The organism is Pseudomonas sp. FA-1 (assembly GCF_056856075.1).
This window is the reverse complement of the sequence record NZ_JBWXTH010000009.1, coordinates 49,157-65,062: the sequence shown is the minus strand read 5'-3', so window position 1 is coordinate 65,062 and position 15,906 is coordinate 49,157. Positions and strand designations below refer to the sequence as shown.

Genomic DNA, 15,906 nt, shown 5'->3' with positions numbered 1-15,906 from the left:
CCAATGCTACGCGGACGGCTGCAGATGAGTCAGCCTCACTTGCACGGGCAGGTTCGGTGGCTATGCAGCAACAGTTCCGCGAAATTGACCAGGTGGCCACAGCATCGCAAGAAATGACAGCAACGTCGCATGATGTTGCCAAAAATGCAGCACACGCCGCCGATGCAGCCACGAGGGTGGACGATGCGACCCGTGAAGGCTTACAGGCCATCCGCAACACCAATACGGCGATTAGCGAACTGGCACAGCATATCGACGGGACAATGACTGACGTAGGAGCATTAGCTGATAATGGCGAGAAAATCGGCGGAGTGCTGGAAGTGATCCGCTCGATTGCCGAGCAAACCAACCTGTTGGCGCTGAATGCTGCCATCGAAGCTGCACGTGCCGGCGAATCTGGGCGTGGTTTCGCAGTCGTCGCAGACGAGGTGCGACATCTTGCACGGCGTACCCAAGATTCGATAATCGAAATACGCGAAGTGATCGAGACGCTTCAGGCTGGTACGCTATCAGTAGTCGATGCCATGCGACATAGCCAATCGCAGGTGGCAAGCAGTGTCGATGAAGTGCAGCGTACCAGCCAGGTTTTGGACAGAATCGGCATTCAGGTGGAAATCATCGGCGAGATGACCTTGCAGATTGCCAGCGCTGCGGAAGAACAAAGCGTCGCGTCGGACGAAGTGAGCAGGACGATGGTCGCGATCAGAGATGTGACGCGCGGTTTAGCGGCGCAATCGGAACAGGCTGCACTGATTGGCCACAACCTGAATGAACTAGCCAATGAACAACAGCGAATAATGGGTAATTTCCGGGTCTGAATGCAGGTGGACTTGCGCCAGTCTGGAGTATCCACTCTTTGGGTCGGGATGGGCGCGGACCTAGCAACGCCTACACTCAGGAGCAATGACGTTTAGGAACGCTGTGAAACGAACGGTTGAAGGCATGGCATTGGCCGGCGAGCCATGCTGCGCGAGGCGTTGGAGGCCATTCGGGCCCTCCACCAGGCAGAAGACTCCGGCGCCTCGGCTGATGAGTTGAACCGGCTGCGCCTGCTTGCCGATTGCTTGTACCAAACGGTCGTGGATTACCAATTGCTGGTATCGGGTGAGTGGATTCAGTCCCTTCGCCCAGAGCCTCATGATGCCCGAACTCCTTCGTGTTCTTTTCCCCGATCATTCGGCGTACGCCGAAGCGGTTTAAGCAATGCGCCACTACCACGCGGCTGAAGCCTCAGACGCTACAGGCGAGGAGGTCTAGCGCTTGCGCTTGACAGCGGAAGCCGCATTTCAGGCCATGACGGATTATCAGCTTCGCGCTTTCGGCAAAACGAGCACGTCCGTTCACTGAGCAGACCATGCTTGCTTTGTACAGCGTCCCCCTGCTCCCTGATGCGATGCGTATCGCGACGGATTGCAAGAAGGGACGGCACGTGTAATCAAGCTCGGTCAAGAAGCCCTCGAAAAGTTGTTGGATGAATCGAGACGCAATCCGTGCCGAGGTCAAACTTGCATCAAGGCGACCTTCTAGATTCCGCCGTTAGACGCTGTATGGATTGGCTCACCCGATGAACTGATCTCTTACCGCTTGTATTTCACCCCAGGTATATTGGGTCTGATAAGCCACAGGTTATCCGAACCTATTGCAGCGTTGAGCGAGATGAAATTGACAGAGCCGGTACAGATGCCCTCCTCCCAGCCGCTCGTGTTAGCAGAGTTGGCCGACAGCACCCGCGCCGCTGCTGAGGCGTTCATCGCGGCAGGCACTGCAGCCAATACCGTGCGCAGCTACCAGAGCGCCCTCACCTACTGGTCCGCTTGGCTGCGGTTGCGTTATCGCCGCTCGCTCGGCGACAGTGCGTTGCCACCCGAGGTCGCCGTGCAATTCATCGTCGACCATTTGGCCAGGCCCGATGCTACTGGCGGCTGGACATACCTGCTGCCGCCGGCCGTCGACGCTGCACTAGTTGCAGCCAAGGTCAAGGGCAAGCCGGGGCCACTGTCGTTCAGCACAGTTAGCCATCGCTTGGCAGTTTTGGCTAAATGGCACCGCCTGCGAAGCTGGGATAACCCAAGTGAGGCTCCTGCGGTGAAGACGCTTCTTCGAGAGGCACGCAAGGCCCAGGCGCGCCAAGGCGTATCCGTGCGGAAGAAAACCGCAGTGGTGTTGGAACCGCTGCAGGCGATGCTCGCCACCTGCACTGACGGCGTGCGTGGCACGCGCGATCGCGCCCTGCTGTTGCTGGCCTGGAGCGGCGGTGGCCGGCGCCGCTCGGAAATCGTGGGTTTGCAGATCGGAGACCTGCGCCGTCTGGATGCCGACACCTGGCTGTACGCACTCGGGGCGACCAAAACCGACAGAAGCGGCGTGCGGCGGGAAAAGCCGCTGCAGGGACCGGCGGCTCAAGCGCTGAACGCCTGGCTCGCTGTAGCACCGGCCTGCGAGGGCCCGCTGTTTCGCCGCTTGTATAAAGGGGGCCGGGTCGCGGCTGCTGGGCTGTCCGGTGACCAGGTCGCGCGGATCGTCAAACGTCGCGCGGTACTGGCCGGCCTCGACGGCGACTGGGCGGCGCACAGCCTTCGCTCGGGCTTCGTCACCGAGGCCGGACGCCAGGGGGTGCCACTCGGCGAAGTCATGGCGATGACCGAGCACCGTAGCGTCGGCACCGTGATGGGCTACTTCCAAGCCGGTTCACTCCTGGGGAGTCGTGCCAGTCAGTTGCTGCCCATGGCCGCGCAGTTCGATGAACGCAGTATTGATGAGTCCGATCCACCCGATGACGCGAATGGAGAGGTGACTGCAAAGGCGACCTAGGGGCGCGGGCCGCTCTACCTGGACGAACCGCAAGCGCATTCGGACAGGCTCGCTTTCGCCTAGTCAGCCTGTTTCTACGGTAAGCTGGGCTTATTTCAACCTGCCTCGGAGACATCAATGGAGCATTCGGACATCAAACACGTGCAGTTGGAGAAACTCGAGAAACTGCGAAGCCAGCTGAAACTCCTTCCAGCGGGCGCCCGTGGCGAGGTAGTGGGTGAGCTGAATGGTCGCACTTAGCAGTTTTACGAACTCGGCATACTCACCCACCGGGAAAGCGATGATGAGTACGTGAAGAGCGACATTGGCAGCGGTCGTGCCAGCCCAAGCATCCTGGTGGACTGACATGGCAGCCCGCGCTGGCAGGCCACCGCATCGTCGGCGTCAGAGAGCACCGGAGTGACCAAGAACCCAACCGAACTGGCACTGCTGGCCAGGGGCATGGACACCCGCCTCGCCCAAGCCCTGCGGCTGATGGGCTGGACACTGAGCAAGTTGCAGCAATGCGATGTGGCCGCGCTGGAGGCGCTCAGCATCGATCAGCCGACCATTGCCCGCCTGCACAAGGGGAAGCGGCCGCCGATCCCGCCAGAGTCCTTGATCCAAGTGCTATTCGCCAGCCGTTGGCTGTGCTGTGTGTGTCGCGACCCCACCCGGCCGGTAGTGGTTCACCACATCCAGCCCTGGGCCAAGAGTCGCGATCACTCGCCGGCCAATCTCGCCGTGCTGTGTACGCTGCATCATGGCGAAGCTCACAGCCAGCGCGGCTTGGAGGTGGCACTGTCGGCAGAACGGCTGCTCGCTGCGAAGCTGGCGTGGGAGCGTCAAGCTGCTCAGATGGACCGACTCGCTATCCATCAATCGACGCAGGTGCAGGGATGCCACTGGTGGTATTTCAATCACCTGCGACTGTTCTAGCTGGCGAAGACCTGCGGGGTTGATCTGCAGCGCCTATCCGGCTTTGCAGAAGCTCGTCAGCACGGACTCTGTGCCGCCGCCGGCGTCGTTGAACTGGATGAACGTGGGCGCGCGCCCTATAACGCCAGGTCCGCTCACCACTTGTACCAGTACATGGTCCAGATGCTGTCCAGCGTGCTGGAGCACACCGTGCCGCGGAACATTTCCGATGACCTGGAGCGCGGCACCCTACCCGCCTTGATCACCAGCGGTGACATCATTTTTGTCCAGGGGCGGCATTTCTTCAGCAGCATTGACACGCCCGATCCGTGCGAGGATCTGGTCCGTGCGCGCCGCAGCGCCAATAAAGTGGACATCCAGTTCGTCTTCAATCGCCACGAAGGAACCTCGGGCTCGGCGCGAACGTTGTGGTTGTGCGGTACCCAAACCTTGTGCAGCGTATTGCAGGTCAACCGTATTGAGCGAGCTGACACCCACTATCAGATCGACGCCACAGTGCTGGCGATCCGCAGCGCTCACGGTGAGCTCAAAACGCGTCTGTACGAGGGAAACTTACTGAGATCCGGACTCGGCTTCGGTACCGTCGATGACTCGGGAGAATAGCGCCGGCGCTGAATGAGTCAACGCGATAAATTGCAGAACCGATTCTCGCAAGATCAACCAGGAGCGCGCGCTCGTAAAGCGGCGAGCGATCACCAGCAGGCCTGCACCCAAGCATTCCAGTGTCAACACTACGCAGACAGTTCGGCTTTGACGCGGGCCAGTAGCTCGTCCAAATTGCCCCCGGATTGCAGCACAAAACTTTCGGCCAAGATGCTCAGTGGGTGCACGCCCATCAGATCGGCGATTGACGTGAGCTTGTTGACGGTGACCGCTTTCATCCCGCGTTCCAGGGAACTGATATACGTTCGGCTGCTGATGCTGCCAAAATCCTCCTGGGTAAAACCTTTGCGGAGGCGTGCATTCCGTAATGCCCGACCTAGAGCATCATTCAGTTCCATTTGCGACTCCTGCAAAAGGAACGATGAAGCGACATTGAACACTAAAGGACTACAATCTATAGTGTTCATTTTCGGTACGAGGTGGCCTGCATGTTTGTGACTCATCCAGGCGCTGAGCTTCGAGGTAGCCTGCATTTCGCTGACGGAAGCAGGCAATGGGCAATCGTCGAGCAGGAGCTGGCCGTACCTTGGCTTTATGTATGCGTAACCCAATTGGATAACAGCTTCGACTTTCAGCGGATGATGCTGGTCTCCTGCGTGGAACATTTTCGGCAGCTCCTGCAGAGTCTGCCAGCCAACGCGACCGTGACTCGCGTCATGAGCGTTGTGCCCAGCCCCGATGGCTCGGGCATGTGGTCAATGGTGCCAGTACAAGCCATCAAATTGCGGGAAAATGGTGACCGATCCACATTCATGATTGATCTTGCCAACGGTACCCACTATGAGGAATCAGCCTGGAACGTGGCGCTCGTTCGCGATCAGTTGATACTCTATCGCGCGGACTGAGCGGTCTTTCAGCCAGCCACACAGTGGGTGCGTCGCGCCTGGCTTTGAGATGAGGCTATACCCGAAGCGTAAAGGGGTGCCGGATACGGTTGATACGCCTAGAATTGCTCCGTTTAACGCGCGCGGATGATCGATTGCCCAGCGGCGCTCGGCCGCTTTTGCACCCCTCAGTGGTCTGACTGACCAACCACTGCGGGTCGGCCAGGATCGCACGGAATTGCACACAGAGCAGGCAGCCTGTCAGCTAAGCGCGTGACGATCCCCGGCTGTGGGAGCAGCCAAAATTGACCTGATGTCATCTACCCGGCGCTAACGGGACGGCGCCAAGCGCCAGTTCTTGGCTGGTTTCCAACCCAATAGCGCATCCACACTTCAGGCCGTACGACATAAGCCCAGAACTGCACTGTTTCTCTCGATCGGTGGTTGACCATATCGCTATATTGTCTCCGTGTCGCACAACGCACCGAAGCAGCAGTCCGCAACCATGCTTCAGAGCAGTGCAATGCCAGTAACACGTCAGTGCATTTATCCTGAGAGTTGTAAATCACAACACTATCTTCACCCAGGCGTAACGGTGGCACGGAAGAAGCGAGTTCGACTGAAAACCGATCATGGTTACACTTGCAGCCCTGACAATTTCGTTCGATGCCACCCCAGATGGTATAAAAATGCAGTAGCCATAATGAAGCTACTTGGTGGACCTGTTCTGGCGCCGCTGCCCAGCCCGTGGACACCCTGTTTGGCGCATCCGCCCAGTCCCCCCCGTCCAGATATGAAATCGAACGCTCCCAGGCGAAAAAAGCCGAGGCAGCGCTGCATGCCCAAGTTGCATCCAGACAATGCAAGTCCTTCTGGGTAAAGGAAGAGAGCAATGAGTAACATTTCTTATGCGGGCGTACAAATTGTTTGAATAGGTGACGGCGGATGCTTTTCAGCACTATTTTAAGATCGACTGCTTGTGTATTGCCTCTATTTGCAGCGCCTAGATGCATTATCGAGAAATCGGCGCAAGGGTAGCTAAGCGCATCGAGCACTGATGGCCAAGGACACGCCAACCCAATGCTTAGCGCCCAACAATAGCACGGGTACATCATTTTTATAAGCCTTTCGTCAAGGTGCTTATCATAGGTTAGCTGTCCAAAAACATGTGCAAAGGGCGCACTCGAATGGGTGCAACGTTCCAACCATTCGGCACATAAAAACGCTTTCTCTAGATAGGCTTGAACCTGCTGATCAGTATTAAAATCAAATCGAGTGGTCGCTTTTGAGTTGAAGTAAAAATGACCACACTTCAAGCTAGCTTCGTAGTACCCCTCATGCAAGGTGAAGCGCATGCCCTGTTTCTGTGAGATGGCACGAGTGCACGAGGCACAAGAAATCAGTTTATGGCCATGCCATGGGCAAGTATCGAACAGCGCGAACTGGAACAGCACAGAGTGATAGCCCTGCGCAATGCACACAGGACAGTGACGGATGATTATCTGCTCCACACCTTGAACACATTTTGAATAGCGGTCCACGAACAGGGTATCCAACAAGCGCTCCGCTAGCCCTGTGCACTGCGCCAGATATGGAATATCGACAAATGTCGAGGTCCAGTAATATGGATCGACCCTTGAATTTACGCCGGGCCTCCTCATAATATTGACCAAATAGTTGGGTGACAAGTAGTTGATTGCTGCCGCTTTGACAAATAAAAGCCACGATGACGAAAGCGCCAGCGGCCTATTACAACCAAGCGTAATCTTCAGCGCTCTCCTGTGCATCCTATTTTATTCTCATGGACTCAAAAAAGTCTGTTAGAAAGGTCGCCTTCAACGATACGTCAATCATCTTGCTCGACAACCTAAAATCCAGAGAGTCTTTCGCCCTATTGACAATCAAGAGGTGATTCAGCAGGCGAATGATATAGGAAAATGGAATTCGTGGCAGCACGTCTTCACCGACTAACTGGACCAAAGCATCCCAAATATCGCCGTGCTGCGCTGCAAGACGATATTTGTTGGAGAAAGCAATCGGGAGAAAGAAATCGGTATAAGAGCACCCTGAGTTTGGCGGAAATTCAGTGACCTCATCAAAGTCGTAAAGAATTGATTGAAATACGTTGGCCGACAAGCACCCTTCAAACCGTACAGGCTCGCTTAAAAATCGGGCCACCAGATTGAAGGCCTCCAGAGAAATCAAAAAATTTCGAGCTTCGAGGATCTGCGGTTGGCCGAAGCCCAGGGTTGTCATGCTGATACCTTTTGCATCAAGCCGATTATGGACCACCAAGAGGTCGTTAAATGCCTGCAACAGCATCAACTGCATCTCATCAACAATCAGGACAAATTGGTCCCCGCCTCTGACCTCGCACTCGGCAGCGATATGCTCGATATAACGTTCTAGTTGTATTGCGCGACTCTCTCGATTGGCAGCGGCTAAATTTGCCGAGCTCAACAAATCGCGCACCAGATAAGTAGCTCGCTCACTATCCATTGTATGATACAGAACATAAGAATCAGGGAACTCGCTAGAAAGCAAGTCTTTGATGGCAAGTGCGCATCGCGTCTTCCCCATGCGAGGGGAGGCAAACATAAAGGCACCGGAGTGCCTAAAAAAGACTTTCTCCCGGAACATCGCATATGACGCCTTGATCATCGGGGTCAGGATAGTATATTTATCTCGTTTGACCGGATGGGTGCGAAAAAGTTCAGCACGCGATTTATCATCAAGAACCAACATGATTCACCTCAGCTTGTTCTTGCCAATTAATTTGTTGAGGTCTGGCATCGGTGCAAAGCTGCAGTGACCTTCCGCTTCGAGATCCAATGATAAAATTGAAGGATACTCTGCGCCTTCTATTGGATCATGAATATTTAAACTCAGACCTGTTTCATCCGATAGTCGTTTCGCCTCGGTCGCCTGTCGAGTACTGAGAGGGGATTTTGACTTTTTCCCGCTGGTTTTGCTTTTTGTGGTCAAATATTGCATGTACACCTGCACGGGATTTTGCCCCCTGGCGATAATAACGACCCGTTCAGATACCAATTTATTGATTGCTTGCCGGGTGGCCAGGCTATGTTTCATGTCCGCCCAATGCCCCATAGCAACCAACATTCCCAAAGACTCACCCTGCAAAGTGAATGCCCTCAGATACCGTATATCGTCCTCAAAAATTTCAATGTATATCTGCTTGCCGATCAGACTAGCTGCCTGCCTCAATTGCTCGCTCGTATACTTAACTCTCGCAAACTGAATGTGTGGTGCACGGCCAGTTCTCCGCCCACCTCTGACGAACACACGTTTCTTTCTGAGTAATATTTCAGAAGCATTCTGAAAGTGCGCATTGGGAAGCTTTCGCAAAATCAGATGGTTATTGTTGTTCGTGATTTTTTGTCGGATATAGTCTAGAGGGGACATGTAGAGACCTTCGGTAGGAAGAGCATTATACATAGCGATCTCCACATCAAGCATATGCCTGATTTCATCTGCGATGATTCGCTTGGTAACCGCAATTTGCTCAGCTTTATCGGCTCGACCTTTGCCTGGACCATGCCCCGTGGTAGACGGCATTCGCGAAAAAATGCTATTTGCGAAATCAGCAAATTTCCGCTCTATAGAGTTTCGTCTTTCAAAATGTTGCGAAGGCCCAACATTCCAAGAGTAGCCAAGTTCTTTACGTGATTGATCAGTAACTTTCTCAGCAAGGTTAGCGAGCGCACCGTCAAATTTGACAATCGACCATAATGCCCCTTTGCATTCCTCAATCACTTCGCTGGGTAAGCCAGAGCCTTCGGGATAAATCAGCCCGTCGACGAGTGGTAATGGCCTTTCACGGTTTGGCAACAAAGCAATCCGAAACAGATTGACCACATCCTCAGCATTAACCTCTGGCTTAAACACAAGGGTATAACTTATGACAGCAGTCGAAGCGACATCGATCATCGCTAGCAACCACATTCGCGTAATATGGACAGCAGTGAGTATTCCCTCAGGAGTCATGAATTCAACGGATGTGTGACAATCTATCTTGTAGGCATCAACCTCGACTATGTCATAGGGCTGACTAGATCTAAGACTTGTGTGTATGCCCTTTCCAACCTTAAGATGAGCGCGGGCCGATGGCTCTTCATTAACTAGAACCGCCTGATCAAAATTCCTGTCCATAATTGCATTTAAAAACTTGCTAATTGTTCTCGCCCCCTTGAGCTCGGTAGTGAATGGCCATTGATCTATCGGTGCCCCAAGCTCTTGTAAGGTATGAAGAAAAATCGAATGGAGAGTTTTAGCACTCACCTTATGTTCATATACCGTCCCGCGACCTCCTATCTTGAAGATTTTCTTGCGCAATAGCTCTGGTAAATCTTCATATTGATCAAGAATCCAACCAAAAGCTCCTGCATACCCCCCTCTTCCACTAGCGCTGCCATTTGTCGGGGGAGCGCTTCGGGTATACGGCGCCAGTCTAATTCTTGGTAATAGAGCGCGACATCCCCACGGATTACCGTCTGGTGAAATTTCGAGGCATTTTTTTGCTAGAGATACAACTTGCGAAGGAGCGATTCCCGTCAACCCTTCAATATCGCTTAGCTTACTTCCTGCTGAGTACATCTCGAGGGCTCGATACCTGAAGATATAAACCTCTTTGTCGCTATCGTTTAAATGCGAGACATCGGGCCTCTGCCAAGATTCAAATTGGTCACAGGCTCTATTTTGGACTGCTCCGCCTCGACTGAGTCTGATATTCACTTGGAGGGCCTCCTGACAAATGCCATCGTGTTTGCCGGCCAAAGAAATCCCGCGTGAAGTCCACATCAATCAAGTTTCGAATCATGTGTCTAACAATGACTCCTGCAACCAGAGATTCCTCTATTCCTTCAAAAGCCTCCAATAGCTGCCTTATCGTTCCGCTCATCATTTGGCGCTCGACCAATATGAGTCTGTTTTCGATTTGAGCCAATTCTTGGTCACGGACACCAGCGCAAAAAGACAATGCCCCAAAAATTCGCATAGCCTCCGGTGCTTTTGATATAATCTCATCAGGTGAAACTATTATACAGTCAGATTCGAGCTCAGCATTGTCAGCATGGATCTTGGGTGGTATTTTTTTTGCTATCCAGAATTGTTTAACACAGCCATCTGCCGTAATCAATTCGCCATCCGGTTCGGCTGAGGTTTTTTTGTCCAAGTACTCAAAGCTTCTTACATACGCATTAGTTTCAAGCCAGTAAATCCAGTGGAAAAGGCGCAAGTCAGAATTTAATGCAAAGTCACGATGCATCTTCTCGCTATAGACCAACCATATATTGTTCGCCCGCCCACTCTTGCCCCCATATTTCTTGTAAAGATTGTACTTGGCGGCACTCTTTACTGTTTTTGACATAACACAAAACCCAAAACCATCCAGCCTTCCTTAAGCGATACGCTAGCGCAAATTTTGCGAATCCAATTATATTGTTTGGCCATAGGTGCCATGCCTTAAAGAAATATAACACGGCACTATAAATGCCCATTCAAAGCAATTGCCCCGATGCATGATCCATGCAACTAGCGTAGAAATATAATTTTCTCTTATTTTTCAACTATATGATATCTGCGACCGGGGAGGTTTCATATTGACCGGGATCCCTTTATCAAAAACCCAGAATACTGTAATTCACTATTACGATACCAAGAGTATTGGTGATCTGCACCGGAGAATGACTTCCTGATAAAGGCTGAATTTACCAGTCGAAAAAAATATATCGCATCGCGCACACCACCACAAATCCACAATCCCTTCCGCCTATTAGATTTGCACGTTATCGTTTGCAGATTGCAGGAGTCCATGCCGTTATTATTTTGTGAAATTCATTGTCAGAGCAATAACAATACTGCTCCGTCACGCCCAACCCTTTATACCCTGCAATTCTTTTTAACTCATATACATTTCTGGTAGCGGCCATACTGGCTAAGCATGAGTGCCTCAACATATATCCATTAGCACGCTGAAGTGTCGCCGCAACATCGCACTGCCTTCTTTCTCGCAGCAGTCGCATTGCTTGGCTTGCGATCTTTTTTATTATTGCCAGTACGGTTGAGCTATGTAGACGCCTTAATTTCCCGGTTAATGGCAGTATCAAGGGTATGGGACTATCAATTTTTTGCTCTAGCTCAGAGAGAAATAGAGTTTTATAGTGGCCCACCAATGAAAATAATTCAGACGTGATTGCAAGCTTTCGCAATTCACCATGCTTACCCTTTACAGCTATCCAGCAGGCTCCATTTTCGTCCCGGCTAACATCCTCCAGGTCTGCGGCTATTACTTCTGAAGTTAGCAGTCCAGTTTGCAAGAGGACTGAAAGCAACAAATTATCTCTTAATCTCTTTTTGACGCTTCCATGACCATTGATAACTTCAAACAATGCCGCAATAGCTTCTTGAGCAAGTGGTCGTGGCCTGAACATGAGTTTGACTATTCTTGGTTTTTCTTGCGATTCCATCGGAGAAAATTCGAGCAAGCCGCTCTGCACAGCCCATTTGAAGAAACTACCAATCTGCACTAACGCATATCGGCGCGAAGCTTCGTTTAGTGGGCCGGCAAAAGGACGCCATGCGTCATTGCACTTGGGATATTTTATTTTAGATATCCACATTGCAGCAGGCATTGGCTGCCCTAAGAATATTGCGTAGTTGGCAAGGTCAGCCGGGGTTAGCTCAAGTATGCTCTTATGCCTTATAGCATTCGCCCAGAATATAAGGCGTTCAATTTCTTTTTTCATTACCCTCCGAGTTTGACAATTTTTCGTACCTTGACTGATCCAATCCTTTAACAACTGAAAGTCGCTCACCAAAGAGTCAGCGCCACTCGAATTCATAGCATTTGGTGATAACCCTGCTGCGATTAGAAATCCTTCACTATAGATATCGTGAATCATGGGCCAAGTCCCGATCGGGCATAGTTGATTATCTATAGCGCCATTCCCGATACTTAGCTAGCCCAGGGTAGATGCTGCTCTATAGAGTAACTATCTAAAAAGCGTTAAAGTCTTAAGGAATTCATCTGACGCCCGTTTTAAAATTTACTTCCATCAACCTCTCATTTCATAGTTTTCTTCAATGTATTAGGAGATAAATGCTTGAATGAACCTCGCATAGATTGTAGAGTAATCAGCCATGCGCCTGTTTTATAGATGATTTTTTAATCAGGTTTTTGTACTGAATTACTTCTGAGCACTTAGATCACTGCGCTGCAGATAGAGCTTGGACCTCAGCGATGTAACCCAGCACGAACGGATCCTGAGAGCCTCGCTCCTTGTAGTAGCCAACCACGTTGGCCAATGTCCACCGCAGCAACCCCATCAGCACTGGATCGGAAAATTTGCAACTGACCGACTCATACTGATATCGGCTGTTGGTGAACACATCGCGATACCGCTCGAATGAATGTTCCTGGCTGTTAAGGGCCAGGCGCTCTCGAATCGCCGCAGGCATCGCGTGAAACAGCGTCAGCAGATCGTGAGCATCACGCTTTTGTTTGGGTGGAATCTTGCCGATTGACTGCAGGTGCTGGTGGGCCGTTTTGAGAGCTTCGACGTCGAGCTTGTAGGTTTCGCCAGAAGTACCTTGGTGCTGATCTGGCAAGGAAATAAAGCTTTTCAGCAGGATTTCCATACCGATCGCCGCATTGACCATGGCGACATGTGGGAGGTTTTGGGCGTGTAGAAGCTCAGCGGCCTTGAGGTAGTTATGGGCGCTTTCAAGCATCCAGCCTGGAAAATGAGTCATTGAGTGGTAATCCTCGATGGTCAATGACGCCGAAGGTAGCTCACCAGGTGAACTACCCTCCCTTTATCCTATGACTCCAAGGAATAACTACACTAAATATTCATTTAGTCGAGTTATGAGTCTGGCCACCTCTGGAACCTTGAATTCCCTATATTTTCTTCGAGCTGCTCACCCGCCACGAACGCTGTGGCAGGTAAGCCGTGTCCGTCAAGCCTGGCGCAACTCACTCGGGTCAATCGGCAATCGGCGAAGGCGTTTGCCTGTGGCGGCAAATATTGCATTGGTGACCGCAGGTGCAATCAGGACAGTGGAGACTTCACCCAGGCCACCGGGCGCGTCCTCGCTCTTGATGATGTGTACATCGAAATGCGGCGTCTCGTTGATGCGCAAGATCCGATACGTATCGAAATTGCCTTGTTCGACCCGCCCGTCCTTGAAGGTAATGTCTCCGAACAACGCCGCCGTCAGCCCGAAGATGGTGCCTCCTTGCATTTGCGCCACTACGCTGTCCGGGTTTATCGCAATGCCGCAATCCACCACACTGGTGATCCGTTTCACCTTGACCTCCCCCGAGGGCTGGACACTGACTTCAGCCACTTGGGCGGCATAAGTACCAAAACAATAAGTAAGGGCCAACCCGCGCCCTTCCCTATTGCCCATTGGCGTGCCCCAGCCCGATTTGTCGCGCAGCGTCTCAAGCACCTTGAGCAACCGCGGATGTTTTTCAAGCAACGGGTAGCGATACTCAAACGGGTCAGTCTTGGCGATATGTGCCAGCTCATCCAAGAAACTTTCCACCATGAAACCGTTTTGGGTATGGCCCACACCACGCCAAAATGCGGGGTAAATCCCTTCAGGAGGTTCGTGGCGTACGTAATAGGCACTGATATTGGGAAATGCGTACGGACCGGAAGGGTCGCGTACCGCATCTCGATCGATGCCGTCCTTGAAGGCGGCAGGCAACCAACGCGCCAAGATGGAGCCGCCGGTTACTTTGTGGACCCACGCGACGGGACGGCCCTGCTCGTCGAGCGCGGCGCTCAGGTGGTTGTAATGGTACGGCCGCAGCGAACTGTGCCGCGTATCTTCCTCCCGTGAATAGATGACCTTGACGGGATAATCCACTTGCTTGGCGATCTTTACGGCATGGGCTACAAAATCGACTTCCAGGCGTCGGCCAAAGCCACCTCCCAGCAATTGGTTATGTACCTCCACCTTATCCTCGGGCAGCCCAGTGAGCTCTGCAGCAATCGCCTTTGCACGCGCCGGTACCTGGCTACCGACCCAGAGTTCGCAACCATCCTTACGCACATGTACCGTGCAATTCACCGGTTCCATACAGGCATGGGCCAGGAATGGAACCTGGTAAACCGCATCTACCTTCCGGGTGGCGGTCTTGAGCACCCCTTCTGCATCACCCTCCTTGCGGGATTGCCGACCGGGTTGCATCGACGCTTTTTTTATCGCCTCAAGCATTTGTTCGCTCGACACCGATGCGTTCTGGCCGCCGTCCCATTGGATCTGCAATGTAGCCAACCCTTTGCGCGCGGCCCCCATGTGATCTGCGACCACCGCTACCGAATTATCGGTTTTTATGACCTGCCGAACGCCCTTGATGGCCATGGCCGGGCCTGGCTCGACCGCTTTCAGCGTGCCTCCAACAACAGGGCAAATCGTGATTGCAGCGACTTTCATGCCTTCCGGCCGAACGTCGATGCCGAACACTGCCTTGCCCGTAACCTTATCCTGCCCGTCGGTCCGTTTGGCGGGAGTACCAATGAGCTTGAATTCACTGGATGGTTTGAGAGCCAATGTATCTGGAATGGGCAGTTTCGCAGCTGCACCGGCGACCTCTCCATAGCCAAGCTTCCGGCCACTGGCCGGATGAAACACCGATCCGTTTTCTGCTTTGCAGCTGTCCGCAGCCACCCCCCACTGATTGGCCGCTGCGCTGATCAATAACATACGAGCTGCCGCTCCCGCTTCACGTAGCGGCTTCCAGTTCGCAGGCACCGATGTCGATCCTCCCGTCACCTGGAAGCCCAGTGCCGGGTTGGCGTAGCGCGTGTCGTCCGCCGGGGCATGTTCGACAATGATCTGGTCGAGCCCTACTTCCAGTTCCTCCGCTATGAGCGCTGGCATTGACGTGTAAGTGGCCTGCCCCATCTCCACCGGCTGAATGACAAATACAACCTTGCCGCTGGGCTCGATCCGAATATAGGCATTGGGAGTGAAGTTCGAATCCTGGCCTTGCGACGAACCCGCAAATCCAGGTAGCGAGATACCGATCAACAACCCGCCGCCGAGTGCAGCACTGGCTCGGAGGAAACCGCGACGGCTGACCCCTTCAGGAGAAGATGAGGGCATCAGGTTCTGGATGCTCATGATTTGGCCTCCATGTTGCTAGGCCGAGATTTGCTTGCAGCCGTCTTTATTGCCTCTCGAATGCGTACATAAGTGCCGCAACGGCAGATATTGCCTGCCATGGAGGCATCGATATCGGCATCGCTGGGGTTCGCATTGCTGGCGAGCAATGACGTTGCGGCCATGATCTGCCCTGATTGGCAGTAGCCGCATTGAACGACCTCGTGTTCGAGCCATGCTTGCTGCACACGACGGCCTACATCGGTATCACCTACTGCTTCTATCGTCGTGATGCTCGCCCCCGCCAGACTGCCGACAGGCGTAACGCATGAGCGAATGGCGACACCATTCATATGCACGGTACAGGCGCCACACAATGCCATTGCGCAACCGAACTTGGTCCCCGTCATACCAAGTACGTCTCTGAGTACCCACAGCAATGGTGTGTCGTCATCAACGTCGACCTGATGTTCGGTTCCATTGATCCTTAGCGTTTGAGTCATCGAATCGCCCTCATGTGGCACACGGGTATTCGCGCCTGAGTGGCTTCGACACA

15 protein-coding genes and 1 pseudogene are annotated in these 15,906 nt (G+C 52.9%); 6 read left to right on the top strand and 10 right to left on the bottom strand.

Translation table 11 applies throughout. The features are described 5' to 3' along the window. Nucleotides 1-62 precede the first annotated feature (62 nt). The 3 genes and pseudogenes from AC1MHZ_RS16840 to AC1MHZ_RS16830 all read left to right on the top strand — a co-directional run bounded on the left by AC1MHZ_RS16840 (nt 63) and on the right by AC1MHZ_RS16830 (nt 2,811). Entirely contained in the window at nt 63-818 is a 756-nt protein-coding gene (locus tag AC1MHZ_RS16840) for a methyl-accepting chemotaxis protein (protein ID WP_482966732.1), read from the top strand. A 103-nt stretch (nt 819-921) separates the two neighbouring features. Continuing rightward, nucleotides 922-1,109, top strand: a pseudogene (locus tag AC1MHZ_RS16835) (hypothetical protein); the annotation flags it as partial. Nucleotides 1,110-1,680: 571 nt separating this feature from the next. Continuing rightward, on the top strand, nt 1,681-2,811 hold the full coding sequence (locus tag AC1MHZ_RS16830) for a site-specific integrase (protein ID WP_482966731.1): 1,131 nt from the start codon (nt 1,681-1,683) through the stop codon (nt 2,809-2,811). Between the two features lie 114 nt (nt 2,812-2,925). Here AC1MHZ_RS16830 and AC1MHZ_RS16825 read toward each other — a convergent pair whose 3' ends face one another. Next, nucleotides 2,926-3,159 carry a hypothetical protein gene (locus AC1MHZ_RS16825; protein ID WP_482966649.1) on the bottom strand — a complete coding sequence of 78 codons (234 nt, stop codon included), beginning with the start codon at nt 3,157-3,159 and terminating at the stop codon, nt 2,926-2,928. Nucleotides 3,160-3,210: 51 nt separating this feature from the next. Between AC1MHZ_RS16825 and AC1MHZ_RS16820 the strand changes: the two genes are divergently transcribed. Together AC1MHZ_RS16820 and AC1MHZ_RS16815 are read left to right on the top strand one after the other, a co-directional pair. Beyond that, nucleotides 3,211-3,729: an HNH endonuclease signature motif containing protein gene (locus tag AC1MHZ_RS16820; protein ID WP_482966648.1), complete on the top strand. Its 519-nt coding sequence runs from the start codon at nt 3,211-3,213 to the stop codon at nt 3,727-3,729. A 153-nt stretch (nt 3,730-3,882) separates the two neighbouring features. Further along, nucleotides 3,883-4,332: a hypothetical protein gene (locus AC1MHZ_RS16815; RefSeq protein WP_482966647.1), complete on the top strand. Its 450-nt coding sequence runs from the start codon at nt 3,883-3,885 to the stop codon at nt 4,330-4,332. 128 nt (nt 4,333-4,460) lie between these two features. Here the strand turns inward: AC1MHZ_RS16815 and AC1MHZ_RS16810 are convergent, their stop codons facing one another. After that, a complete protein-coding gene (locus AC1MHZ_RS16810; protein ID WP_371058895.1) occupies nt 4,461-4,730 on the bottom strand; it encodes a helix-turn-helix domain-containing protein in 270 nt (89 codons plus the stop codon). A gap of 90 nt (nt 4,731-4,820) precedes the next feature. Between AC1MHZ_RS16810 and AC1MHZ_RS16805 the strand changes: the two genes are divergently transcribed. Next, nucleotides 4,821-5,237, top strand: coding sequence for a hypothetical protein (locus AC1MHZ_RS16805; RefSeq protein WP_482966646.1), 417 nt, complete (start codon nt 4,821-4,823; stop codon nt 5,235-5,237). Nucleotides 5,238-5,536: 299 nt separating this feature from the next. Here the strand turns inward: AC1MHZ_RS16805 and AC1MHZ_RS16800 are convergent, their stop codons facing one another. From AC1MHZ_RS16800 to AC1MHZ_RS16765, 8 genes are all read right to left on the bottom strand, one after another. Further along, on the bottom strand, nt 5,537-6,772 hold the full coding sequence (locus AC1MHZ_RS16800; RefSeq protein WP_482966645.1) for a hypothetical protein: 1,236 nt from the start codon (nt 6,770-6,772) through the stop codon (nt 5,537-5,539). A 232-nt stretch (nt 6,773-7,004) separates the two neighbouring features. After that, nucleotides 7,005-7,961 carry an ATP-binding protein gene (locus tag AC1MHZ_RS16795; protein WP_482966644.1) on the bottom strand — a complete coding sequence of 319 codons (957 nt, stop codon included), beginning with the start codon at nt 7,959-7,961 and terminating at the stop codon, nt 7,005-7,007. Nucleotides 7,962-7,964: 3 nt separating this feature from the next. Next, nucleotides 7,965-9,968 carry a hypothetical protein gene (locus tag AC1MHZ_RS16790; RefSeq protein WP_482966643.1) on the bottom strand — a complete coding sequence of 668 codons (2,004 nt, stop codon included), beginning with the start codon at nt 9,966-9,968 and terminating at the stop codon, nt 7,965-7,967. Continuing rightward, nucleotides 9,928-10,602 (bottom strand): hypothetical protein, encoded by a 675-nt coding sequence (locus AC1MHZ_RS16785; RefSeq protein WP_482966642.1) that lies wholly within the window; start codon nt 10,600-10,602, stop codon nt 9,928-9,930. Before AC1MHZ_RS16785 ends, AC1MHZ_RS16790 begins: the two co-directional genes overlap by 41 nt. A gap of 418 nt (nt 10,603-11,020) precedes the next feature. After that, nucleotides 11,021-12,136, bottom strand: a complete 1,116-nt coding sequence (locus AC1MHZ_RS16780) for a tyrosine-type recombinase/integrase (protein ID WP_482966641.1) — start codon at nt 12,134-12,136, stop codon at nt 11,021-11,023. A gap of 304 nt (nt 12,137-12,440) precedes the next feature. Then, complete coding sequence (locus tag AC1MHZ_RS16775) at nt 12,441-12,986, bottom strand: hypothetical protein (RefSeq protein ID WP_482966640.1); 546 nt, start codon at nt 12,984-12,986, stop codon at nt 12,441-12,443. Between the two features lie 207 nt (nt 12,987-13,193). After that, nucleotides 13,194-15,371 carry a xanthine dehydrogenase family protein molybdopterin-binding subunit gene (locus AC1MHZ_RS16770; RefSeq protein ID WP_482966639.1) on the bottom strand — a complete coding sequence of 726 codons (2,178 nt, stop codon included), beginning with the start codon at nt 15,369-15,371 and terminating at the stop codon, nt 13,194-13,196. Continuing rightward, nucleotides 15,368-15,853 (bottom strand): (2Fe-2S)-binding protein, encoded by a 486-nt coding sequence (locus tag AC1MHZ_RS16765; protein ID WP_084857865.1) that lies wholly within the window; start codon nt 15,851-15,853, stop codon nt 15,368-15,370. The genes AC1MHZ_RS16770 and AC1MHZ_RS16765 overlap by 4 nt, the downstream gene beginning before the upstream one ends. Between the last annotated feature and the right edge of the window lie 53 nt (nt 15,854-15,906).